This window comes from Burkholderia sp. S171, from assembly GCF_009766085.1.
Taxonomy (GTDB): domain Bacteria; phylum Pseudomonadota; class Gammaproteobacteria; order Burkholderiales; family Burkholderiaceae; genus Caballeronia.
The window spans coordinates 245,127-269,424 of sequence record NZ_LMUF01000048.1 but is presented as its reverse complement, the minus strand read 5'-3'; the positions used below and the strand labels follow the sequence as shown (position 1 = coordinate 269,424).

Sequence of the window (24,298 nt, the reverse complement as noted above, 5' to 3'; positions counted from 1 at the left end):
CAAAGGAAAATATTGTCCAGAGCGCGCGATAACCAGACCGAGTTCAATTCAGTTCGCATGCCAGCGTTACATTTTCGCCGGACTTCTGTTGCAGCAGATATTCGACCATCTTCAACCGGGCTACGCTTCCGATTCGAGCAACACGTTGGCCGGGCGCGGCGCTCTGCTACCGCCCGTTCGTCTGCACCACGCGAATCAGTTTGGAGCGGCTTCCCACACCCAGCTTATGGAAAGAACGGTCAATGTGCGTACGGACCGTCGTATAAGAGATGCCAAGCCGGAATGCAATTTCCTTGTCGAGCAACCCCTCCACCACCAACCCGACCACATCCCGCTCACGCGCCGTCAGGTTCTTCAGCACGTCCTCTGAAATCAGCGTGGCTTGCGGTCCGGACGGCTTCGTCATGCCCGCTTCGTCGCGCGCTCGCGCGAGTGCTGCAGTAAAAGCCGGGCGAATGAACTCGGCCATGGCGAGATCGTGATCGGAAAAATCGTCCCGATGTTTGCCGCGCCAGATGCGCAGGTCGCCTATGTTCGAATCACCCGCCCACGCATACACGTTCATGCCCCAGTGCAAACCGTCACGACGCAGAAAGTCGTTGAATAGTTCAGTCCGCACCAGCTCACCCTGCGGAATCTTGTCGGTTACGCGAACCGCCTCGCGGCAATTTTGCAGCCGCGGAGTCACGGTATCGCGGTACTGGTAGTACTGCTCGTACTCGGACAGGTTGTCTTCCGACATGTTGAACGAGACCCGATTGACGAATTCCTTCTTCGTCTCGTCCCAGACGTACGACCCGAGGTGGTCCGCGCGCAGCAAGCTGAGCATGCGAACGCCCACCTCCTGCCGCATCAACTGCTCAGGAAGCGAATCAGCAAGAACCGCGAATATGTCGGAGACCAGGCGGGTCTCTCTGCTCGTTAAATACATAGGCTGGTTGATCCCCAGGTCAATGGCTCGCGTACGTTTTATCGACGCGCAAGCCGCCACATTCTGAGATATTGCCCCGCAGACTACATGGAGGATATCGTCGATTCAAGTCTGTTTGACCGGTGCCATTATGGTCTTCTTCATATCACGCTTCACGTCAGGAAGATGCCCGCCCGGAATTTACTGCTGCACCCCTGGCACCTCGGTGCGCAACCCTCGTTACTCGCGACTGGCTCCCCGGCCGTTCACTCAGCACCGGCCATTCTGTCTTGCGTCTCCCGAAAACTCGGGGCGGTTCACCTCTGCATGTCGCATGCTGTAGGCAGACAAGATCCGGTACAGGGTCACGCGGGACACGCCAAGTTCCCGTGCAGCTTCGCCCACGCGCCCGCGATTCCTTAACAACGTCATTTCGATCGCCTTCCTTTCTCCCACTTCCCGAGCCTGCGCAAGCGACATCGGGATACCGCCGGTAAATTCGCCAAGTTCCAGATCGCGCGCACCGATCAGCCTCCCTTCGGCCATGACGATCGCCCGCCGCACGCGGTTGATCAGCTCACGCACGTTGCCTGGCCAGCGATAGTTATGAATTGCGGCGATCGCATCGGGTGCAAACCCACGAAGACGCCGGTTTGCGTCCTTTTCGAAGCGATCAAGCATTTCTCTCGCCAACAATTCGATATCCTTACCACGTTCACGCAGCGGTGGTTCATCGATTTGCAATACGCACAGACGGTGATACAGGTCAGCACGAAACCGTCCTTCGGCCATCGCGCTCTGCATGTCGACGTGGGTCGCCGAGACAATGCGCACATCCACGGGCATGGACTCATGGCCGCCCAGGCGCTCGATCGTGCGCTCCTGCAGGAAGCGCAGCAGGCTTGCCTGGCTCTCCAGCGGCAAGTCACCGATTTCATCGAGGAACAGCGTGCCGCCATTCGCCGCTTCCACGCGGCCGATCTTGCGCTGGTTCGCTCCGGTGAAAGCGCCGCGTTCGTACCCGAACAACTCGGACTGCAAAAGATGCGGGGGAATTGCCCCGCAATTGATCGCAACAAAGGGCTGATCACGCCGCGCCGAACGCGCATGAATAGCCACCGCTGTCAGTTCCTTGCCCGTTCCCGATTCGCCTGAGATAAACACGGGCGCGTCGGTCGCGGCCACCTTGCGGATCGCTCGGAAGAGCGCAAGCATCGCATCGCACGAGCCGATCATTTCACCCTCCGCGTCGCCATCGCCGTTGCCGTTGCCGATCTCCCGTGCGGCGCTGTCATGCAGCGCTGTCATCCCGTAAGCGTGGCCCAGCGCGTTCAGAATGCGCTCGCCCGGTGCCGGGATCGTGGCGTAGTCAAAGCAGAAATCGCGGACGAGGCGTCTGATAGTGGGATCTTCAAGCTGCTCAGGCAACACGAGCGCCACCCAGCCCACTGTCTTTATCGATAGCCATGTTTCAGCCAGACGAAGGTTAGCCAGCACGTTTCGCGCGGAGAAATCAAGCAATCCACCACTGGGCTTCGATGAAAAAGTCGCCGGGTCGCGATCCAGTTCCAGCGCACTGACGGTCCAGCCGCGCGTGTCCAGGAGCGAACGAAATTCGAGCGTCAGAGGATTGCCAACGCTAAACAGATGCCTGGGAAGTCGGGAAGAAGCAGCCATGAAAGTCATACCGGTTAGTTAAAGTGAACACCGCCATCAAACCCTGCTGAACAACCGCGCAGGCGTTGAGGCGAACACGGCGTCGATGTCATCGTCACTCGCATCCACGATCGGCGAGAGCCTTGTCAACGCCGCCGGCGTTGTAGATCAGCGCATCAATCTCGCCGAAGGCTGCACGCACCTCCGACAAAGGCCTGTCGACTCCGACGATCTCGCACGCATCTGCGTGAAACCACCCGGCACGGCTGCCGGCCCCTCGGATCATCTGGACTACTTATCGGCCTCTTCCGCGTTGCTGCAATCCCGCACAACCACGCACGTTGCTGCATTGCCGCACACCAGGGCGGTCGCGGCGCCGATGCCGGCGTCCGCCCCCATGATCACGACACGCTTTTCTCTCAGGCTCTGGACTGCGCCCTGTAGTAGTTAATGACCGCTTTCTGTCATAGCCTCGAATTGCTTGAAAAAACGGATGAGACAGCTTAAAAATTCCTCGCAGATTGGCGACAGTTCCTTCGGGCTGGGAACCAGGATTGCCACAGGCGGCGTGTTGTCCGACACCCCTGCAATGGGTCGCCACACGACCTCGTCCCGATCAATTTCGTCGATAAAACCCAGCTTCGTAAAAAACCCGACCCCACGCCCGCGAACCACCATGGACTTGATCACACGGATGGAGTTGGACTGCATATGGACCTTTGTTTCCTCCCAGTGGCGGGAGTACTCGAGCGACAACGGGCTCGGCAGTTCATCGGCGACACCTGTTTGAAAAATGGGATATTCACGACATTCCTCGAACGTCACGATGTCTTTCTTTGCCAGCGGATGAGAAGCCGACAGTACAGCGCCGCTGGCGAAAGTCGCGGTGGCGGCGATCCGGGTTCCGGCAGGCGCCTTCTGGCAAAAGCTGATACCTATGTCGAATTGTCCCGACGCCACCCGCTCCGCTACCTTGGACAACGATGCGTACTGGATCGCGTAGGTCACGGCGGGAAACGACTCGCCAAAATCGTCGATAACCGCCGGCAATAGTTTCTCCATGGCCGAATCCATTGCAATCACGGAAATATGGCCGGTCCGCTCGCCTTTCATGGCGTCGAACTCCGCGCGCATCGCATGAAAACCATCTAGCGTTTCGCGGATATGCTTGAGCAAACGTTCGCCGGCGGGCGTCAGTTTCAGCCCGCTCGGCAGGCGGTCGAACAGCTCGACTGCCAGTTCATCTTCGAGGTTCCGTATCTGCCGGTTGATAGCGCTTGGGGCAACGAATAAATGTTGCGCCGCCTTGCGCATCGAACCGCATCTGGCAACTTCAGTGAAATATTTAAGAACGCTGGCATGCATGGGAATTTAACCTCGTTACCCGTATTACTGTCTCGTATAGCTGCGGATTTCCGGATGATCGATGCCGGTCGAACCGGCGTCAGGCGCTCCGCTGGGACTGCCAGGCACTGTTACGGCAGGCTCGAAGAATCCGGAATTGATCCGCTCATATTTTTCAAACCCCGGCAATGACGTGTGCCATCAGAGCCCCCTCCAGACGGGCTTGCGATGCTCCTTGAATGCCAGGACGCCCTCCAGGGCATCCTCTGACTCCAGGGCGGTGACCAGCGCAGGCACGCGCATGCCCTGCGCGGCCGATGGAGACAGTCCCTGCGTCGAGCGTACGAAAGCCTTTATGGCGCGCAACGACAACGGCGCGCAGGACAATATCTCGCCGACCCAGCGCTCGACCGCCGCATCGAGATCCGCGCGCGGCACGACCTCGTTGATGAGTCCCATCTCGAACGCTTCGGTCGCTTTGACGTGGCGTCCGGTCAGCAGCATGCCCATCGCATGACGGTAGGGAATCTGACGCGCGAGAAGCGTCATGCCGCCGTCGAGCGGCATCCTGCCCACTTTCGGTTCCGGCAGCGCAAATGTAGCTTCGTAGCAGGCAACAGCGATATCGCAGCCGAGCATCAGTTCCAGTCCGCCGCCGAGCGCATACCCATTGACGCGCGCGATAACCGGCACGTTCAACGTATCGCGTAGCGGCAATCCGCCGAAACCTTTTGGCAGTGGATGCGCCCAGTAATCGAGCCCGCTGGAACCCGCAGCTTTTATATCCGCGCCGCTGCAGAACGCGCGCTCGCCGGCGCCTGTCAGCACAACCACGCGGACGTTCGGGTCCCGTTCGATCCGTTGCCAGATATCTTCCAATTCCTGCTGCGCGGCGGCATCGAGTGCGTTAAGCACCTCGGGCCGCGAAATCGTGACCGATGCGACACCGCTGTTCAGTTCCAGAGTTACGTCCATTGAATGTCACCTGTCATTTGACGAAGTCGTCGCCAAATATCTCGGCGGTGTGCTGTCCAAGGGAGGGCGGTGGCCGGCGCAGCTCAACCGGTGACGCCGACATCCGGATCGGGCTGCCGATCAGCTTCAACTCCCGCCCTATTCCTTGCCCTTGCAAAATCATCTGGTTGTGATGCGTCTGTTCGTCGTCGAGCACCTCGCGCAGATGTTTGACAGGTGCGCACAGCAAGTCCTTTTCTTCCAGCAGGCGAAGCCAGTGATCACATGTCTCCGTGCGAAATCGCTCGGCCAGGATGCTGCGAAGTTCAGCCTTGTGCAGCAATTGCTGCCCGAGATTGCAGTAGAGCGGGTCAGTCGAGAGGTCGTTGATTCCGAGCACATCGCAGATGTCGCGCAACGGGTTCTGCTTGAACGCACCCACGAGCACGAACGCTGCATCCTTCGCGTGAAACACCGACGACAACGGCATTGCGGCCCAATTCAGTTCGGAGTCCTCCATCATCAGCATCGCCGCCTCCTGCATCTGGATGGCGAGCATTGAGTCATACAGCGACACGGATATTTTCTGGCCGAGCCCGGTCCTGTCGCGCTGCAGGAGCGCGAGCAAAATACCCTGCACCATATGCATGCCGGCGGAGTAGTCCGCGAGCGTAGTCGGATAGATGTTCAGCGGCACCGACACGTCGGATCGCCGGGCCATGACACCCGACATTGCCTGCGCCAAGACATCCTGCCCGCCCTTCGCGCTATAGGGTCCCGTTTCACCGAAGCCGGATCCAATCGCAAAGATGATCCGCTCGTTGAGCTTCCTGCACGCCTCGTAGCCCAGGCCCATGCGCTCCATCACCCCCGCGCGAAAATTACTGGTCACGACGTCGGCCTCGGCAATGAGCTTCTTGACGGCGTCCAGCTGTGCCGGGTCGCGCAAATTGAGCGTCGCGCTCCGTTTGTTGCGGTTCAGGCTGCAGAAGACCGGGTTATCCGAACCCGCAACCGGCCGGAATGTCGAGCGGCTCAGATCCCCTTCACCTTGGCGCTCGATCTTGATCACGTCCGCACCGTAGTCGGCCAGCATTTGGGTGCACACGGGGCCCATCATCACTTGCGTGAAATCGACGACTTTGATTCCCGACAGCGGGAGGTCAGACACAGCAGACTGATTGAACGGGACCGAACTCATGCGGCCACTCCAATTGTCAGGCCTGCGGCCAGTGCGGGAATGTCAGGGTTGGGACTCATCTGGTCTCCTGGGTCTGCGCCTTGTGCGCGCAAGGTTCGTTGCAGCAGACCGACATCGATATCGCGAACCTTCTTGCCCGCGTTGAGCGCCTGCACCGCGGCGACGCCTGCGGCCTCGCCCATTGCCATGCACGGCGGGATTTCACGCGACATTTTTTGCGCCTGGGAGGTCGAGGAGTAATGGCGGCCCGCGATCAGCAGGTTGTCGACTTTCTTCGGCAGCAGCGAGCGATACGGATAGTAGTAGTCACGTCCGCGCGCGATTGCGTCCGGAAAACGGACCCGCTTCATGATGTCGTCCTTTGTCATCACATACTCGCCCTGCAACAGCCGCGTTTGCCGGACACCGGTCTGAGAGGCGAAATCCACAACGTAGCTCGACTGGAAACCCGGGAAGTTCTTCTTCGCAAATTCATGCACTTCGTGGACAATCTCGCGCCCGAGCATCTCCACCCGGGTCAGGTCTTCAACCTCGATCCCGTTATAGCCGGGCAAGTGCGGGCAGTTGCACCAGACGATGCCCTTCAGTGGCGTCTTGAGCCACCAGTACGCCCATGCGCCGCCCAGCATCTGTTTGATTGTCCGGTCCAGCGCGGCGTAGGCCACCGGGTCTTCGAACTCGAACCGTTCAGCGGTGTCGGTATCCACGCCGCCGATCCGGAAGACGGTCGTCATGATGTAGCTTCCGCCAATGTAGGGAGCCCCTGCCGACGCGGCGACATCCAGGTCACCCGTGGCGTCGATCACAACATCTCCAAGAATGGCTTCACGTCCGTTCTTGGTCTCACACACCACTCCTTTGACCACCCCGTCTTCGACGATCGTGCTGGAAAACCACGAATGCAGGCGCAGTTGAACTCCGGTCTCCTTGACGAGCTCGAGCGACACGCGTTTCCAGCCATCGGGGTCGAACGCCACCGCGAAACAAACCGGACGCGGCTTCTGGTGGCTATGAAAATCGAACGTTCCCCAGCGAGCCCACTTTCGGTAAGCCTCTTCGCTCTGCCGCCACTCGGTCGAGTCCGGATAGACAGCCAGGCCTCGATGCGACAACCGCTCAATGAATTGCAGACACGTGCCCCGCACTGAAATTTCGTGTTGGCTCGCGTCCCACATGTCGTCCAGTATCAGCACCATACCGCCGGATGCAAGGCCGCCGAGATGGTTGTAACGCTCAAGGAGGATGGTCTGCGCACCATTGCGCGCCGCCGCCAGCGCAGCGGCCACGCCTGCGGGGCCACCGCCGACGACCACCACGTCGGCTTTGGCAACGATCTTCGTGTCGCGAGCCGGTTCATGCAGAAAATTATTAAAAGTCATTTTTTCCTTGCTGCCTGTATCAACGAATCAACCGTTTCAGTGCGACGCGGACCACTTCACGATCCGCTTTTCCAACAGCGCGATCACCACATAGAAGAGACCCGATAACAATGCGCTCATGACGATGGCCGCATATAACAACGGCGAGTCATAGTTGTAGGTAGCCTGGATGATCTGGGCGCCGATACCCTGGGTCGACCCGATCCACTCACCCACGATGGCGCCGATCACGCACATCGAGGCGGCTATCCGCAACGCGGAAAACAGGTACGGCAGCGCGCTGAACAAGCGGAGTTTGAAATAGATCTGCATACGCGTTGCCGACAGGATGCGCATCAGATCCATGATCTGCGGATTCACCGCCTCCAGCCCGCGCACGGTGTTGATCAGCGTCGGGAAGAAGCACACCATCGCTGCGATCGTGATTTTCGGCGCCATGCCGTTGCCCATGATCAGCACCAGGATCGGGGCCTTGGCGACCACAGGAATAGCATTGACCGCGACCGCGATCGGCAGGAATATCCACTGGAGAATCTTGCTGTGCACGAACACGGACGCCACCAGGATCGCCACGAGGTTTCCGAGGATGAAGCCGAACAGTGCTTCCAGTGCAGTCACGCCGAGGTTCTGCAGCAGCATGTCGCTTTTGTTGATGATGGTTTGCATCACCAGCAAGGGAGACGGCGCAATAAAGGGCTTGATGTTGAAGCCGGCGATAACGGCCCACCACGCGATCAGCAGGCCCACGATGCCAAGCACAGGCAGCATGCGCCGCTGAAGCGCGAGCCGGCGCTGCTCCGCCAGGTAGCGCGCTTCGTCGATCGCAAGAGAGGCCGCCGGCGCATTCATGGGAGTCGAATACACGTCCATCAGCAGGTCTCCAGCGTTCTGCGCAACCTGGCGGCAAGCGACACGAACTCGGGCGTTTCCCGCGCTTCGAGCGTGCGTTCATAGGGCAGCGGAACGGGGACGATGTCACGCACGCGTCCGGGATTGGCGCTCAGGACCAGCACGCGTTCACCGAGATAAGCCGCCTCATAAATACTGTGGGTCACGAACAGGATCGTCAGCTTTGTTTCCTTCCATATCCTGCGGATCTCTTCGTTCAGACGATCTCGCACAATCTCGTCGAGCGCGCCGAAAGGCTCGTCCATCAGCAAGACCTTGGGATTGCCTATCAATGCACGCGCGATGGAAACCCGCTGCCGCATTCCTCCGGACAATTCATTCGGGTAGGCGTTTTCCGATCCCCTCAGCCCAACGAGATCCAGTAGCTCCATGGTTCTGACACGATGCTTGCGCGGGCTTTTGCCAGCGATCTCAAGCGGTAGCTCGATGTTCTGCAGCACGGTTCGCCACGGCATCAAGGCCGCATCCTGGAAGACAAATGCAACGTCGCCGTTGGCACGGGCGCGCGAAGGCTTGCCGCCGAGAACCGTGATTGAACCGCTGCTGGGCGGCAGGAGATCGGCTACCACCCGAAGGAAGGTCGACTTGCCGCAGCCGGAAGGACCGAGCAGCGTCAGGAATTCCCCCTCCCGCACATCCAGCGACAGCCCGGAAATGGCCGTCACGCTGCGGCGCTCGGAAAAAAACCGAACGACGATGTCGCGGCAACTGATCGCATGTCCGGTGACCGCGTCGCCGGCGCCGGCACCGCGCAATTCGCGCGCCGGAGATTGGGCTGCGGTCATGTCGGTCTCTGCGTTCATACGGCCATCCGGACTGACCGGGTCTTATCGAGGATGGCCGTCGTCATGACTTCGTTTACCGCGGGTACGTGACCGGAAAACTGACCCAGCTGGTCAAATTGCGTGATCTGCTGCTGCCAGCGTTCGGCGCTCATCGTGCCCCAGCCGTTCGCGACCGTTTCGTCGTCCAGCGCGCACTGCAGCTTGATGGCCAGCGCCGCCCGCTCGTCCTCACGGTTCAGCTGCGGATAATCTTTCATCAGATAGTCAATGGCACGATCCGGCTGCGTCCTGCAGACATGCCAGCCGCGCGCCGTCGCCCGCAGGAACCGCACGAGAAGATCCGGACGGGTCTGGAGCGTGGATTGGGTTGCGTAGTACGGCCACGCATACAGATGCACGCCTGCGTCCCATAACGTCAGGCCAACTCGCTCGTCGCCCAGCGCCCTCAGCGAAGACGTGTTCGAGAGCCAGCCTGTCACGACATCCACTCGCCCGGTCAGCAATGGCGACATGTCACCGCCAATAGGAACGATCGTTACCTGGCTTTCCGGGATCTTGTTCTTGGCCAGCAACAGGCGTAGCAAGACCACGCCGGTCGGCGCCACACCCACGCGTTTTCCGATGAAGTCCTGCGGTGTACGCACGGGGTTCTTCTTGAGAGAAAAGTAACCGTACGGGTGCCGCTGAAGACCCACCGCGAAAGACTGGATCGGAATGCCTTGAGACGTTGCCAGCATGATTGATGGGCTGGAGGATATCTCCCCTACTTCAAACCGGCCCGACGCCACGACAGCGAGGCCGTCAACACTCGGGCCGCCCGGCTGGATCGCCAGCGTCAGTCCTTCATCTTTGAAATACCCCATGGCCCGCGCCGTTACCTCGGCAATTTGATCGGCGCCGGCTATATAACCAAGTTGCAGATTGATAAGCCCATCCTCCGCGCCCAAAGCCTGGACTGTCGCAAGAGAACCCGTCGCCGTAACGCCGAGTGTCGCAAGGGACCCCAGTACAAGCTTTCGTCTCGGCAAGCTGAATCGGCAATGCATCAGGACATCATCCCCAAATGTAAGAAAAACAGGTCGTCGGACAGCGACATGCTCTATTCGCTGCAATGAAAACATCTAAACTCGCCCACCACAAGATCAAATTTTGCCCAGGTATGTTGCTAAAATTAGTCCACCCCTCCCGACTCCCTTGAGAGCCTTTTTCCTATTGGGGCGTTCTGATTTTGTGGGCACATACACATAAATTTTGTACTTGCAACACCAATTTTTTTATCAAAAGATCTCGGCATCGACCCATTGGCCCGGACGCCAAGCAGCCCGAATTGCCATAAGATCAATTAGTTTTTTAAAACTGGGAAGATATGTATAATAAAAGAGCGGTTCACATGCTTGGCGCCATAGCCGCATTGCTTGTTCCACTCTTCGTACGGGCACAAAGTAGCGTAACACTGTACGGCCGGCTCGACGCCGGAATAACCTATGTATCGAATTATGCCGGAAGCAGTGCCTATCGGTTTGAAGACGGCATCTGGTACGGTAACCGGTGGGGATTCAAGGGAGTCGAAGATTTAGGTGGCGGCTTGAGCGCAATCTTCACTCTTGAAAATGGTTTTTCATTGGGAACCGGGAAAGCCTTTCAAAACGGCGCACTGTTCGGGCGACAGGCTTTTGTTGGATTGAACAGCAAATGGGGCGCATTTACTTTGGGTAATCAATACGATTTCGTATGGGATTATCTGAATCTGGGTGGATTCAACCTCGCATCCGAAGGGACGGGATATAGCAGCCACCAGGGCGACTTCGACGGGTACTCCGGGGCAGATCGCCTCAATAATGCTGTCAAGTTTTCGAGTGCCAACTTTGGTGGCGCCCGATTTGGCGGGATGTATGAATTTGGTAATGTCGCGGGGAATTTTCATCAAGGTAGCGCCTGGAGCGTCGGCGGCGCCTTTAAACGCAGCGCATTCAGCACGGCAATTGTCTATACAAAAATCAATAACCCGACTGGCAGACAAGGGTTCGATCCTTACGCGCAGTTGGGCGTAACAACGTTTTTGGGCCAGAGAGTCGCCACCATCAATCCGGCGACAGGGGTCGCCACCGACCTTTTTCCAAGCGGCATGCAGGTCGACAGTAAAGGCGTTTTCGGCGCCGGCGCTCTTTATGTAATCGGTAAGCTTCAGTTGAATGTTCTTTATAACAATATTAACGTCAAGGGTTACGGAACCAGTTCGACCATGCAAGTCTACCAGGGCGGCACGCAATACTATTTCGCACCTGATCTATTTGGCATTTTCGATTATCAACGTACGCGGTTTGAAGAATCAAGATGGAGCCGGTTTTCGACCGGCATTAATTATTTGTTTTCCAAACGCACCTCGGTTTACGCCGGTGCGGATTATTTGCTTGCGAATGCGGGTACGCGCGCCGCTATTGGCTATGCATTCTCCCCGTCCACCACAAACAAGCAGGTCGATGTCCGGATTGGCATGACTCAAAGCTTCTGAACACAAAGACGTGTAGCGAGCCTGAACACCTAGCCGGTTTACTCCGGTCGAATTTATAAAGCCAGATGCCGAAAATAAGCGGCACTTCCATGAAGAGGGCTTAAAAATATACCTGCGGAAGGCTTCATATGAGCGGTGAAACCCAATACGTCAATCGTGTCGACTTTTTCCTGAATGGAGAACCCGTCAGCATCGAGAATCCCAGTCCGGATTTCCTGTTGATCGACTTTCTGCGTTCCTCCGATATCGGTCTCGCCGGACCCAAGAAGGCGTGCGGACAAGGTGGATGCGGCTCGTGTACCGTGATCCTGTCCAGTTGGAAGGACAACCGCGAGGAACACCGCGCCATCAACGCCTGTCTTCGGCCAGTTTGCGCACTGAGCGGCCTCGTCGTCACGACAGTCGAGGGAACGGGAACACCCGGCACGTTGCCCGCACGCTACCCCATGCACGCGCCGACTTCGGGCTTCGCCCCGCTCAACTGGACGCCACCGCCGGCGGTCCGGCAAGCCGCGATGCGATCACGCATGACAAGGTTCGCATCCGGTACAACGAAATTAGCGGATTTTTTGGCCACGGCCAGCCTGCCCGACCATGGCGACGCGGCTCTGCAAGCCGCCGACAACCTGCCCCGCATCAATCCTGTCGCGCAGCGGCTGGCGGCAAACAATGGCAGTCAGTGTGGCTACTGCACGGTCGGGTTCGTGATGAACATGTCCGAATTCATCGTCAATAATCCGCATCCGACCAAGCAGCAGATTGAAGATATCTTCGATGGAAATATCTGCCGGTGCACGGGCTATCGTCCGATCCTGACCGGCATGAAGACCTTCGCATGCGACTACACCCGCGAGGACGAGAAGGAGCGGATGAAGTGCCTGCTGGAGCGCGGCCAGACCGGGCAATTGCCGGCGGCCAGCGTCACGATTCCGTTTCCGGAGGCGGCCCGGGCCGTGCCGCGGCCGGTCACCATTGGCGGGTCTCGCGGGTCTCATCACGCGGGCAAGCGCTGGTACACGGCGACCTCGTGGAACGAAGCGTTCGAGTATGCTTTTCAGTGCCAGGCCCAGGCGATTCCCTACCAGTTTGTCAACGGCCACACCTCATTCGGCATCTATAAGGACGAGTGTCTTGAGTCGCGCGCATCTATTGATGTGCGCCGCGTACCGGAATTAAACCGGCCGCACAGCGTGGATGCCGAGTGGCTGACGGTCAGCGCAGGCATTACCTTCAGCGACCTGATCGCGCTTCTCGACACGGTGATGGCGGAATATGACCAGTCCGCGGTCAGTCCCCTGGCCGCATTGCACGGTATGGCCCGCAGGACCGCAGGCCGCATAGTCCGCAATGCCGCAACCTTGGGCGGCAATACGATGCTGGTGATGAAACACCTCTTCTCGCGGGACGAGGCACATCCGGGATACGGTGGTGAGCCTTTCCCCTCCGACACGCTGACGGTACTGGCCGCGATCGGTGCGGAAATCACCTTTGTCATGCTGCGGCCATCTCCTGTCGACCCGCCGTCCAGCACCACCACTTACGTGATGTCCGTGAAAGAGGCAGTCACATTCTTTCAGGACCTCGGCGGGAAGGCCGGTGAAGCCACGCTGATTGTGTCGTACAGGATTCCGCTTGCAAGGGCCAATCAGGTTGTCCTGTCTCAGAAGACCGCACTGAGAGAGGTGAACGCTCACGCTATTGTCAATATGACCAGCGATACGGTGTGGGCAACGGCGGGCGGAGAATCTTCCAATAACTATATTCAGACGGCAAGCCTCGTATTCGGCGGGATTTCTGATGCGCCATGGCCGGCCGAACGGACGGAAACATTCCTGAGTGGTCTGGGGCGGCCGCTGACGACGGAGGACCTCACGGAAAGCCTGACCATACTGGAGCGGGAAGTCACGCAAGAGCTTGAGAAATGGGCGTCGTTTCGGGCAAGGCTGCCGGACGAGGGCTTCTCCGACGACTACCGGGTGGCCCTGGCCTTGTCCCTGTTCTACAAAGCGTTGATCAACGCGCTGGTACACCGGGGCGTGCCAGTTAGCCCGGCGATAGCCTCGGCAGGCGATATCCCATGGGGTAACTGGGGTGTCAGTTCAGGACGCCAGTCATACGCCGTTCCGCCGGTCGACCGCCATCCGGTGGGCTTGCCGTATATCAAGAATACGGCTATCTACCAGGCCCTCGGCGAAATGCACTATACGCACGAGCTGGCGATCCCTCCAAGGACCCTGCATGGCGCCTTCGTTCAAAGCCTGCGTGCATTGGCCGGGTTCTATTTTTGCCTGCCGGGTTCTGCCGATACGGAAATCACGCGCGAACAGCTCAAGGCCCATCTCGCCGCAACGTTCCCCAATCAATTCACCGATGTCCTGACGAGCGACAGTGTTCCACCCCACGGCCTCAATTTACAGGGAAAAGCGCTGGACCAGCCGCTGTTTGCGAAGCGCGGCGTTCATTACCCCGGCCAGACGATTGCGATGGTACTGGCCCGAGACGAACAGGCAGCCACTGACATAGCCGAGTATGCGACCCGCTCCTGCATTGGCTATAGAACGATCACATGGGACGGAAGCTGGCCCGCGCAGTGGAACGAACCGGTACTGAGCATTGAGGACGCTATCGCGAGAAACAGCATTTTCCCGGATGCCCCGAGTACGGCGAACTACGTGACGCATATCTGGAAGATCACGCGACCGGACAGCACGTTCGACTGGATGAATTCGAGCCGTGAACCGCTTGATCGAAGCATCGAGCTAACCGACCTGTCCGGTGTGCCGGATCAGGCCTTTGCCAACTGTATCCGGCTGGCGAACAGCCAACGCAACGGCGGCCAGATCCATTTTTATATGGAAACTCAGGCTTGCCTGGTCGTACCACAGGATGAAGGCCGGTTTATCGTCCACCCGTCCTCGCAGAGCCCGATGGAAATGCATCAAACGTCGGCGATGGCGATCGGGGTTCCCTACAATCGGCTGGATATCCGCGTCGCACCGCTTGGCGGCGGTTTTGGCGGGAAAACCGAACAGGCGCGATTCGTCACCGGACCCGCGGTTGTGGCCGCATACCGGCTCAACCGTCCGGTACGGGTGGTACTGCCAAGAGATGTGGATACCCGGATGATCGGCAAGCGGCACGCATTTTTTGGCCAGTGCCAGATTGCCGTCGACCGCACGACTCTCCAGATCAAGGGCTTCTGGACCCAGATGTGGGGAGACGGCGGTGCTTACTACGACTGTTCGTTTATCGTTTCAAACTGCATCCAGCTACGGGCCGACAACGTCTATAAAGTGCCGAATTACCAGAGCCAGATCGACGTGTGCCGGACGAACACCGCCCCCAGCACGGCCATGCGTGCATTCGGCGACCTGCAGGGAAAGAACATCATCGAGAATGCGATCGACGATGCCGCTGTCGCACTCGGCATACCGTCCGAGCAACTCAGGGAAGCCAACTTTTATAACCCTGGCGACGTGACTCCGTTTGGACAGGTGCTGGACGGCTGCTATATCAGGCAGGTGTGGAACTGGCTGAAAACCACCTGCTCTTTCGAAGACAAGTCGCGTGCGGTGGAGCAATTCAACCGCGACAACACATGGCGCAAACGCGGTATCGCGATGATCCCGGTGAAGTACGGCTCAGGATATAACCTTCTGCAATTGGAGCAGGCCGCGGGGATCGCGGTGGTCAATCAAGCGGACGGAACGGTGACGATTCATCAGAGCGGCGTGGAGATGGGACAGGGCCTGATCACCCAGGTCCTGCAAGTCGCCGCTTATGTGCTCAACATCCCGATGGAGATGATCCATATTGAAAGCCCGAAGACCAGTGTTACGCCAAATCCGACCAGCACCGGAGCCTCGACCGGAACGCAATACAACTGCGAAGTGGCCAAAGCTGTCTGCACAGACCTCGCTAAACGTCTCCGGGAATTTGGGCAGCAGCTGAGAGTCGAGAAAGGCGAACAATGGTGCAAGGACAATGGCATTAACTACTGGGATTACAAAGAAACCGGCTGGGCGCAAGAAGTCTTCGCACACGGGCAAACCGCATTGATCTGGCAGAACCTGATTCACTACGCCTATGTAGCAAGGGTGAATCTGGTAGCGAGTTTCACGGTACAGGTATCCGGTGGTGAGGAATCCGTACCATGGAAGACCTTCAAGCCGCTGGACCAGCAACCCCGGATACCGGGTATCGACGTTGACGAAAGTGCGCAGCCCGGCGGTACAGTGGACTGTTTCGTCGGCTTCACCTACTCCGCGGCATGCTCGGTCGTCGAGGTGGATATCCTGACCGGCGAGGTCAAGATCATCAGTGCGGATATTGCCTACGACATGGGATGGAGCATGAATCCGGCCATTGATATCGGCCAGGTCGAAGGAGCGTTTGTGCAAGGCGTCGGCTATCTGATTTCCGAAGAGCTTGTGTTCGAGCCGGACGGCGACGAAAAGGGCCGCCTGAACACCCTCAATACGTGGCGTTATAAAGTCCCCGCGCATGCATCCATTCCGCTGGAGATGAACGTGCACCTGTTCCCGCGAAACGACCCCTCAGTCTCGGGTGTGCCGACCACCGACGAGCACGGTATCTACTCGTCCAAAGAGGCCGGCGAACCGCCGATGGTGCTCGCCAACAGCGTTTTCTTTGCCATCAAGGCGGCGATCCGTGCGTCGCGCGTCGAGCGCAACCTCACGCCGCTGTTCTTCCTGGATGCGCCGGCAACGGTACAGGAGGTGCGGCGCGCGTGCGAGGTGGGGAAAGAAGCGTTCGTCCTGCATGCGTGAAAAGCCACGGGGTTCCGGTTGGGAAACGCCCGTGGCGCATGTACGGCTTATGTACGGCTCATGTACCGCTCATGTACCGGTCATGTACCGCTCAAGCGGGTTTCAAACGGATCAGCCGATCCCATCGATCAATGCCTGGTTCGTCACCTGAATCGGGTTGACCTTGATCTCCCCGCTATACAACGGCGGCATCTTCGTGCAGAAGGTCGCCAAGGTGTCGGCGCTCATCCGCGAGCGGACGTATTGATAGGGCGACGGGTTGTTGACGGTATCGAGCGCACCTTCCATTGTCGAGCCGTAGGCGCCCAGTTCCATGAAGCTTTGCGTCTGGCTAAGCGGGCCGATGTCCGGACGCTCCGGGGGTACGTCGTCCAGCATCGGTCCCAAGGCGAAAACAAAGGTGCAGTACTTCGGATGGGGCAAGTATTTCCGCGTGTCCTTGATTCCATCCATTTGAAGTTGCCGGCGCAATCCGGCATAGGTGCGGGTCACTTCCATGAACGCGGTCCGGATCGATGACATGGACTCCGCCCCCGACTTGCAAAGCAGCAAATTGCCATGGTGGTCGAGCAGCGCAACAGCCTGTCCCTTGCCGCCCAGGGTGATGTCATGCTGCATCATGGGCTTCAGGTACGGCACCAGCCCCTCGTCCGGTGTGAACGGCGCCTGCGACCGGTATTGCAGGGCCTGGGCATACTTGCTGGATAGCGCAACGCGGATCGGATCCGTCGAAGGCAGCGACAGGATGTCCCCGAGTTGATCGAACGGCAGATCATCGTTGATCTGGTTACGCACGGTCGCGAGCGTCGCCTGGAAAATGCTTTCGCACAATGCGACGGTACGGCCCTGGATGGTCTTCGCGGTGAATGCCGGAACGTTATTCTCCGGCCCCTTCGCCAGGCGGTTATAGCAAACACCGTCAACGACCTCGGGATAACCGAATCGCTCCTTCGCTCTTTTCGCCATGCCGGGCGTCAACGAAGGGAAGTCGGACTTCGTGTCGTAGTTGATGCCGGAATACGTGTCATAGGCAGCGGTCAAAACCTTGAATCCCGCCGTCAGGATCGCACCCGTGCACATGCAGCACGGATCGAGAGACGTGACGACGGTGATCTGACCCGGCTCAGGAAGGCCTTTGCTATTTGCGTAGTACCAGTCGGTAAGTTGCCTCTCTCCATGAGCGGTCGGGTCGGAGGTATAGCCGTCCTTGATCACCTGGTTCGGCATCGCGTGCAGGACCTTACCCTCGTCGTCGACCAGCAGGCCACCGACCGAGAAGGTCTTCGCACAACTGGCGATGAGCGTTTGATCCGCGGCGATTTCCATCGCCTGCTCCACGGTTGTTACTTTTGTCATTTCGACCACCCATATGGAAATTGTGATTCTGGATACGCAAATTTCTCAATCGACATGACTGCTGATGACCATCCGGATCTGGATCCGGCAATCACGGAAATTGAAAGTCACCTCCCTCCCCCATCAAACCCTCGTCAGAATATGGTCCACGGTCATTGACGTGATCGCGAGCATGGTCAGCGTCGGGTTCTGGGAACTGATACTAGGCATTGATCCGCAGCCCACGATATACAGGTTCGAATGGTCCCAGCTTTGCTGGTGATAGTTGACCACCGAGGCCTGGTGGCTCGCACCCATTACATGAGTCCCGCACACGTGCCCGGCGCCGTAATAGTTGAATGACTCCCCGTCGCAGGTAAATTGCTTGGCGTTGCCGGCATCGAATTGGGTGTATTCCTGCGCGCCTACCCGGCTCATGAATTCGGTGGTGGCGAGCTTGGCCGAGACAAAACCCTTGCGCGTGTAGTCGGACAGGTTGTACGTGATGAGCGGCCTCGGGATGCCCAGGTTGTCGGTCTCCGTCGGCGACAATTGCACGCGGTTGGTCTGCTCGGCGTCCTGTTCGACCAGGAAGGCAATCCTGAATTGCCGTGTCAGATAACCATTCAGTGTCTTCAGCAGGTTCTTGTTGCCGAGCACCTGCGCGCTCCCGTTCGGGCCGCCGTTGTTCAGCCCGCCGTGGTTCGTGCCGTACAGGAAATCCGGGCCGATCGCGTACGGCTCGCCTTTCGCCCAGTTCCATCCTTCGTTGCCGAGTTCCAGCCGCCAGGACGCGCGCGTGCTTCTGAACGGTCCGTCACGCAGCGATTCGATCCCGCTGGTTGCAAGCGGGCCGCGATAGCTGTACGCCGGTGCGTTGACGGGCATTAGCCCCCAGGCCAGATACGTGGCGTGGTCCATCAGGTTCCTGCCAACCTGGTCGCTGCTGTTCGCGACCGTCAGGTCCGTTTTCCACGGCGAGTTCAGCAAAATCCTGGCGTTTTCGATCGCGCTGGCCGCCAGCACGAACACTGTGCCGACAGCGGTACCTTGCCCGGTCTGTCCCGACTTGGCCGGCACTGAAATATCGTCGTAGGTCAGGTAATGCAGGCCGCTGATTTTTCCGTCCTCGCCGACCGTGATCTTGTCCACCACGGTTTTATACTTGACGGTGACGGACCCGGTAGCCAGCGCCTTTCCCAACGCATACGCAGCGTCGTATTTCGCCTGGATCGGACAAATTGGCACGCAGTTGGTGTTGCCATGACATACCCTGCGATTGTCATAAGGCACGGAATTCCGTGCTTGCGGCGTCTTCGTGACAACCGTTTTCTGGTTTGTAAAGTAATCCTCATTGGTTAATGGTTCGCCATCTAAGCGAGCCTTTATGTACTTGTCACTCAGTGACAGCGGGATCGGAGGCATGGGGAACTGGTAGTCCGGCGGAATGTCGTCGCGGGCCGCGAGCTGTTCCGCCGTGCTGCCGGCAACGCCCATGAACGCTTCGACCTTTGCGTAATGGTTATCCAGTTCGTCCTGCGCGATCGGCCAGTCGAGTCCATGCTGGTATTTCCGCCGCAGCATGAAATCATTTTTGCTCATTCGCAGTGTCGTGCCCTGCCAGTGGTTGCCGGTACCGCCCGCAAGCTTCAGATAGGTACTGCCGAACGGCAGGGAACCCGGGGTGTAGGTCAGATAGGAAATCGCCGGATTGTCCCAGCCGAAGACCAGTTGCTGGATCGTCGGATGCGGCGCATTCGTCTTTCGCGGCTGATTGTTATTGGCGTCCGGCGGATACGGCGATTCCGGCGACTTGAATCCGGCAAGATAGAAGGACTCCATGTAGTCTTCCCGATGCCGCGGCGTGGCAGGACCCGCCTCGAGCAGCAGCACCTTCTTTCCCTTGCTTCCCAGTTCGTAAGCCATGAAGGCACCCGCGTGACCGGTCCCGACAATTATCACGTCATACTCAGGCATCTTCGATTCCCCATGTTTAAAGACGGCGCCGCGATTACGCCAGAGTGATTCCGTAATCGGTGAGCGACCGCGGGGTACTTGCCCAGCTACCGAAGCTGAACTGGCTGAAGCCCATTGGATGCGTCTGGGCGATGCGCCAGATCCAGCCGCTTTTGTATGCGCGGCTGGAAATGACGAAGTCCTTTTGGTAATCAGCGGCGATCCCGCTTGCCGACGTAGGGATATTCGTTATCTCGGTGTGGCCGTTCCAGGTTCCGTATAGCCACATCAGTGTGATCAGGCGGGAAAATGCACCGTTCAGGCTGGTATTGGGCCCATTCCCGGAGGCCAGCAACGCTTGCGCAATTTGATCGGGCCTGAGGTGCTGGTTCTCCATCACGTCATAGGCGGCGAGCAGGTTTGCAATGCTTCGCGGTCCGGCCAGCACGGTGAGGCCATAAAACACGTCTGCCATCGATATATCATCCGGCCGGATCGCTGGATTCAGAACGCCCGCGTCAATCCCGAGGAGCGCCGATGACACATTGACGAAGCCTGCGGGCGCCTTCTCGCGCGGCGCCGCCTCGGCAAGACTCCAGAGCGGCAGCCCCGGCGCCAACAGCGCGCCACCGATCGTACCCACGGTTTTCAATACGTCTCTGCGACTGATTTTTATCATGCATGGTCCCTTGACACTCTTGCTGTTATTTAAGGTTCACCCGCGATTTCCGCCCGACCTATTTCCCGGTCGACTCCTCCGGCTTGCCGGTCCCCATCACGTATTCGACGACTGACGACGCTTCGTGCCGTGTGAGTATCCTCGCGCTGGAACCACTGCCCGATTGAGTGCCGAACGTGCTCAGGTTGAGCTTGCCTTTACTTTGCGCTCGGCTCAGCGAAAAGACGAAGTCGCTGGACGAGCCGGTGGTCATGGCGGCATCCGCGTGGCAACTGACGCAACTCGACGTCGCACGATCAGCACCGCCCGACACGGTATGAGGCCCTGTAGAAACAAAGGGCATCACCGCCCCCGTTGACGGCAGGGTCTGCATCTGGTCGTCCGGGGGAATCGGGTTGCCGCTGGGCGTGATCTCACCGTGGAAGAACCCCGGGATATACGTCTCCATGGTCGAGTTCGACAGGAAGGAGGTGGCAGGCATGCCGTCCGGGTAGGCGGGATTCGGTACAGCTGCGCCCTGCTCGCCCGTGGTCTTTACGTTGGTGGGGAACTGGACATCGACCAGGAAATAGTTAGCCCAGACGCTATCCGGATAGGTCCTCTTGATCCGGTTGTTGTATTGCTCGTTGACGGCCAGCGCGAGCTTGCCCGGGGCAGCCAGGCGCACAAGCTGCGTCGGCGTCTGGCCGGCCCGTTGCGGATTCCACGGCGCAGCCGGTACGGTATCGAACGCGCAGCTCGGCACGCCACCTGATGCCGGGCACTTGGCAGCATCGAAAAAAGTGTAGCCACGCTTGAGCTTAGAGGTGAAATCGTTGAGCCAGGGTCCGTTATCGACATGTTCGAATGTGGCCCATACCCATTGCGGCGCCGACCTGGTCAGGTGGACGATATGAAAGCCGACAAGTCCGATCGGTTTCAGCGAGCACTGCTCCTTTACCGCGGGTTCATCGGCGAATGCGCCGCCGGCCTGATCGTACACATAGGCCTGCGTCCGGTAGAAGCTCGACTTATTGTCCGAAGCGTCCAGTATCTTCCAGGACGATTTGACAAAAATGGCTCCTGTCATTTCCGGATCGTCGTTGTCGGAATAGTGGCCGGCCGGGAACTGGATCGTCTGCTTGTCGCGGTCCGGGTTGTTCGCATCCATCGCGGCCTGGCCTTCGGTGGAATAGAGCTGGTGAGCCGTGATGTAGTCCAGCATCGGTTTGTTGAAGCTCAAGCCGTACCTGACATACTGCCCCTGCTTATCGATCACGGGTCCCATCTGGTTGGCCTGCACATACTCGTCGAGCACGATCTTGTCAGTGAGTTCGACTCGCCCCGATGCATCTTTCCTGAGACAGTCTGCCGGCGTCTGGTGACCCGTGCCGAACGCAGCGGGCGCCGCTGCCCCCTGCAAGAAGATGTCCCGTGCCTCCGGCCAGGTTTGCCAGACGGCGGTGTAGTCCCCGGCGTGATAGTCCAGTCCGTGCGCCTTGCTTGGAATCGGCTCCGGCTTTCCCTGCGGGCTTGTTTCGGCCGGAAAGTTCAACGCGATGAAGTCCCGCCAGGCCAACTCCGCGTAGGCGATATATCTGGCTTCGTAAGTGGCGGCGGTGGATGGGTTGATGTCGCCGCCTGGATGACAGCTGTACGGTGCGGTCCAGCAACCTCCGGCGTTCGCCACATCGGGTCTGAAAATAGCGAGCAGGCCAAAAGCCAGCAACAAGATGACGTGACGCCTCGCGATTGCAACCATTTATTTTTCTCTCTACATCAAGAACTCGCCCGGGCTGGTCCCCGGATCCGGTCTGGACCGGATTTTCCCGAGCGAGAGACTTCAACCGTCAACCATGCGCAATTACATCGCAATCACATCCGGAATGGCCTTGCCAGATGCTAGTACCACATCAATCATTGCGTTTGCCACCGTGCTCGATAAATAGACCACACGGCATCCAGCCGCTCGGAAAGTACGATGCCGGCACGCGCTTGTGCACACTTGTTGAGTAGCGGGTGAATCCAATGCCCTCGTAAGGGGCCGACCTTTTTCTTGGCGGATACCGTCCGGTATGCATAGAAGGTGGTCAGATCAATCGGCAGCTTTACGTTCAAGCCCGCTCGTTGATCCCGTTATATTTTCATATAAAAATTTGTGCGGTAAGGACAATTATTGCTAGAGGGTGCACTAAAAAAGAGATCACGCTCATTTTCCGCAATGGTCGTCTGCTTTGATCGAACCGGGTGGGGTGAAGAACGAAGAGGTTTTGTCGCAGGAAGACCGGGAGGCCAGCGGCTGGCGTTAAGACCCGCGTTCGCGGCATTGACGCATAGGAAAAAACCAAAAAAAGACCCGCACAAGGCGGGTCTTAGTCTCTCAGTTTCGTATGGCTGAACGCGCGGGCATTCTTTGGCACGTTCGCTTTGCCATCGGAGTGCGGTGTAGACGTGAAGCCCCCCGGCTCTGGTTAACAACTTAACTGATTCGAATGCACTGCGCATCCTCATTTCTGAGGATGCGCAGTAACCGAAACAGGCAAGCCGAAAGGCCACCGGTTTTGGCCAGGATTCGCTAGTCCTCAGCTCAGGCGGCTTTTCAGCCGGCTTCTCAGGCGGCTTCTTTCAACGAAGCCATGTCGATCACGAAGCGATATTTCACATCGCTTTTGACCATGCGCTCGTAGGCCTTGTCGATCTCGTCCATGCGGATCATCTCGATGTCCGACGTGATGCCATGCTTGCCGCAAAAATCGAGCATTTCCTGCGTTTCCGCAATACCGCCGATCAACGAACCCGCCAGCGTACGGCGCTTGAAAATCAGGTTGCCGACAGACGGCGACGGATGCGCATGCTCCGGCACGCCGACGAGCGTCATCGTTCCGTCGCGCTTGAGCAGCGCGGTGAACTGATCGAGGTCGTGCGAGGCGGCGACGGTGTTCAGAATGAAATCGAACGAGTTGACGTGTTTCGCCATCTGCTCCGGATCCTTCGAAATCACGACCTCATGCGCACCAAGCCGCTTCGCGTCTTCGATCTTGCCAGCCGACGTGGTGAACAGCACCACGTGCGCGCCAAACGCTGCCGCGAGCTTCACGCCCATATGACCCAGGCCGCCCAGTCCAACAATCCCGACCTTCTGTCCGGCCTGAACATTCCAGTGACGCAGCGGCGAGTACGTCGTGATCCCCGCGCACAACAACGGCGCGACGGCGGCCAGTTCAAGGTTCTCGGGCACGAGCAGTGTGAAGGCTTCGTCCACGACGATCGACTTGGAATAGCCGCCGTAGGTCACGCCACCCGTGTGCTTGTCGGGCGCATTGTAGGTGCCGACAAAACCGCTGCCTTCGCAATACTGCTCGAGGCCTTCCTGGCAAGACGGGCAAGTCCGGCACGAATCCACCATGCAGCCGACACCCGCCAGCGAGCCCACCTTGAACTTCGTGACTTCAGAGCCAACCTCGGTCACCCGGCCGACAATTTCATGTCCCGGCACGTTCGGGTACACCGTACCCGCCCATTCACTGCGCGCGGTATGCAGGTCCGAATGGCACACGCCGCAATAGAGAATCTCGATGCGGACGTCGTGCGGACCGGTGTCGCGACGATCGAAGGCGAAAGGAGCAAACGGCGTATCGGCGGAATGCGCGGCATAGCCATAGGTCTTGTACATGGTGTGGTCCTTGAAATGATTCGTTGGTTCGTTGCTTGATCGTTGCTTGGTTCTTCGATACCGGGGCGCGCTGTCCGTTCAAAGAACCGCGGAAATCCGCGTCGACAGGCAACTCTGGCACCCTGCGTCACAACGGCCGGATCGGTAGGCAACAAGCTTGATAAAGAGGGCTTATTGGACTTGACGACGTCTGGAACCGCGCCAAAATTTAATCCAACTTCACGTGCGTCGACATC

At 58.5% G+C, this 24,298-nt stretch carries 17 protein-coding genes; 3 read left to right on the top strand and 14 right to left on the bottom strand.

All coding sequences use genetic code 11. The annotated features are described in order from the left end of the window. Positions 1 to 166: 166 nt before the first annotated feature. Complete coding sequence (locus tag GSQ93_RS28535; RefSeq protein ID WP_158938997.1) at positions 167 to 829, bottom strand: helix-turn-helix transcriptional regulator; 663 nt, start codon at positions 827 to 829, stop codon at positions 167 to 169. 351 nt (positions 830 to 1,180) lie between these two features. After that, the gene (locus tag GSQ93_RS28530) at positions 1,181 to 2,587 is read right to left on the bottom strand and encodes a sigma-54 dependent transcriptional regulator (protein WP_158938996.1); all 1,407 of its coding nucleotides are present in this window, start codon (positions 2,585 to 2,587) and stop codon (positions 1,181 to 1,183) included. Positions 2,588 to 2,672: 85 nt separating this feature from the next. On the opposite strand from GSQ93_RS28530, the gene GSQ93_RS28525 reads away from it, so the two are divergent. After that, on the top strand, positions 2,673 to 3,017 hold the full coding sequence (locus GSQ93_RS28525) for a hypothetical protein (RefSeq protein WP_158938995.1): 345 nt from the start codon (positions 2,673 to 2,675) through the stop codon (positions 3,015 to 3,017). Here GSQ93_RS28525 and GSQ93_RS28520 read toward each other — a convergent pair. The 7 genes from GSQ93_RS28520 to GSQ93_RS28490 form a co-directional block, all read right to left on the bottom strand. Next, positions 3,014 to 3,931 carry a LysR family transcriptional regulator gene (locus GSQ93_RS28520; protein ID WP_158938994.1) on the bottom strand — a complete coding sequence of 306 codons (918 nt, stop codon included), beginning with the start codon at positions 3,929 to 3,931 and terminating at the stop codon, positions 3,014 to 3,016. The genes GSQ93_RS28525 and GSQ93_RS28520 overlap by 4 nt on opposite strands. A gap of 180 nt (positions 3,932 to 4,111) precedes the next feature. Beyond that, positions 4,112 to 4,885 (bottom strand): enoyl-CoA hydratase-related protein, encoded by a 774-nt coding sequence (locus GSQ93_RS28515; protein WP_158938993.1) that lies wholly within the window; start codon positions 4,883 to 4,885, stop codon positions 4,112 to 4,114. A 13-nt stretch (positions 4,886 to 4,898) separates the two neighbouring features. Beyond that, positions 4,899 to 6,065 carry a CaiB/BaiF CoA-transferase family protein gene (locus tag GSQ93_RS28510; protein WP_158938992.1) on the bottom strand — a complete coding sequence of 389 codons (1,167 nt, stop codon included), beginning with the start codon at positions 6,063 to 6,065 and terminating at the stop codon, positions 4,899 to 4,901. Then, positions 6,062 to 7,444 carry an FAD-dependent oxidoreductase gene (locus GSQ93_RS28505; protein WP_158938991.1) on the bottom strand — a complete coding sequence of 461 codons (1,383 nt, stop codon included), beginning with the start codon at positions 7,442 to 7,444 and terminating at the stop codon, positions 6,062 to 6,064. Before GSQ93_RS28505 ends, GSQ93_RS28510 begins: the two co-directional genes overlap by 4 nt. Before the next feature lie 36 nt (positions 7,445 to 7,480). After that, entirely contained in the window at positions 7,481 to 8,314 is an 834-nt protein-coding gene (locus GSQ93_RS28500; RefSeq protein ID WP_158938990.1) for an ABC transporter permease, read from the bottom strand. Next, entirely contained in the window at positions 8,314 to 9,156 is an 843-nt protein-coding gene (locus GSQ93_RS28495) for an ABC transporter ATP-binding protein (protein ID WP_254074103.1), read from the bottom strand. Before GSQ93_RS28495 ends, GSQ93_RS28500 begins: the two co-directional genes overlap by 1 nt. Then, positions 9,153 to 10,166 carry an ABC transporter substrate-binding protein gene (locus GSQ93_RS28490; protein ID WP_254074102.1) on the bottom strand — a complete coding sequence of 338 codons (1,014 nt, stop codon included), beginning with the start codon at positions 10,164 to 10,166 and terminating at the stop codon, positions 9,153 to 9,155. Before GSQ93_RS28490 ends, GSQ93_RS28495 begins: the two co-directional genes overlap by 4 nt. A gap of 362 nt (positions 10,167 to 10,528) precedes the next feature. Between GSQ93_RS28490 and GSQ93_RS28485 the strand changes: the two genes are divergently transcribed. Both GSQ93_RS28485 and GSQ93_RS28480 read left to right on the top strand, forming a co-directional pair. Continuing rightward, positions 10,529 to 11,650, top strand: a complete 1,122-nt coding sequence (locus GSQ93_RS28485) for a porin (RefSeq protein ID WP_158938988.1) — start codon at positions 10,529 to 10,531, stop codon at positions 11,648 to 11,650. A gap of 128 nt (positions 11,651 to 11,778) precedes the next feature. Next, positions 11,779 to 16,440, top strand: a complete 4,662-nt coding sequence (locus tag GSQ93_RS28480; protein ID WP_158938987.1) for a molybdopterin cofactor-binding domain-containing protein — start codon at positions 11,779 to 11,781, stop codon at positions 16,438 to 16,440. Between the two features lie 111 nt (positions 16,441 to 16,551). Here GSQ93_RS28480 and GSQ93_RS28475 read toward each other — a convergent pair whose 3' ends face one another. From GSQ93_RS28475 to GSQ93_RS28455, 5 genes are all read right to left on the bottom strand, one after another. Continuing rightward, a complete protein-coding gene (locus GSQ93_RS28475) occupies positions 16,552 to 17,796 on the bottom strand; it encodes a nucleoside deaminase (protein ID WP_158938986.1) in 1,245 nt (414 codons plus the stop codon). 123 nt (positions 17,797 to 17,919) lie between these two features. Continuing rightward, positions 17,920 to 19,701, bottom strand: coding sequence for a GMC oxidoreductase (locus GSQ93_RS28470; RefSeq protein WP_216857688.1), 1,782 nt, complete (start codon positions 19,699 to 19,701; stop codon positions 17,920 to 17,922). Positions 19,702 to 19,786: 85 nt separating this feature from the next. Continuing rightward, entirely contained in the window at positions 19,787 to 20,410 is a 624-nt protein-coding gene (locus tag GSQ93_RS28465; RefSeq protein ID WP_158938984.1) for a twin-arginine translocation signal domain-containing protein, read from the bottom strand. Positions 20,411 to 20,468: 58 nt separating this feature from the next. Beyond that, positions 20,469 to 22,151, bottom strand: a complete 1,683-nt coding sequence (locus GSQ93_RS28460) for a hypothetical protein (RefSeq protein ID WP_158938983.1) — start codon at positions 22,149 to 22,151, stop codon at positions 20,469 to 20,471. An 849-nt stretch (positions 22,152 to 23,000) separates the two neighbouring features. After that, complete coding sequence (locus GSQ93_RS28455; RefSeq protein ID WP_158938982.1) at positions 23,001 to 24,062, bottom strand: NAD(P)-dependent alcohol dehydrogenase; 1,062 nt, start codon at positions 24,060 to 24,062, stop codon at positions 23,001 to 23,003. Positions 24,063 to 24,298: the final 236 nt, after the last annotated feature.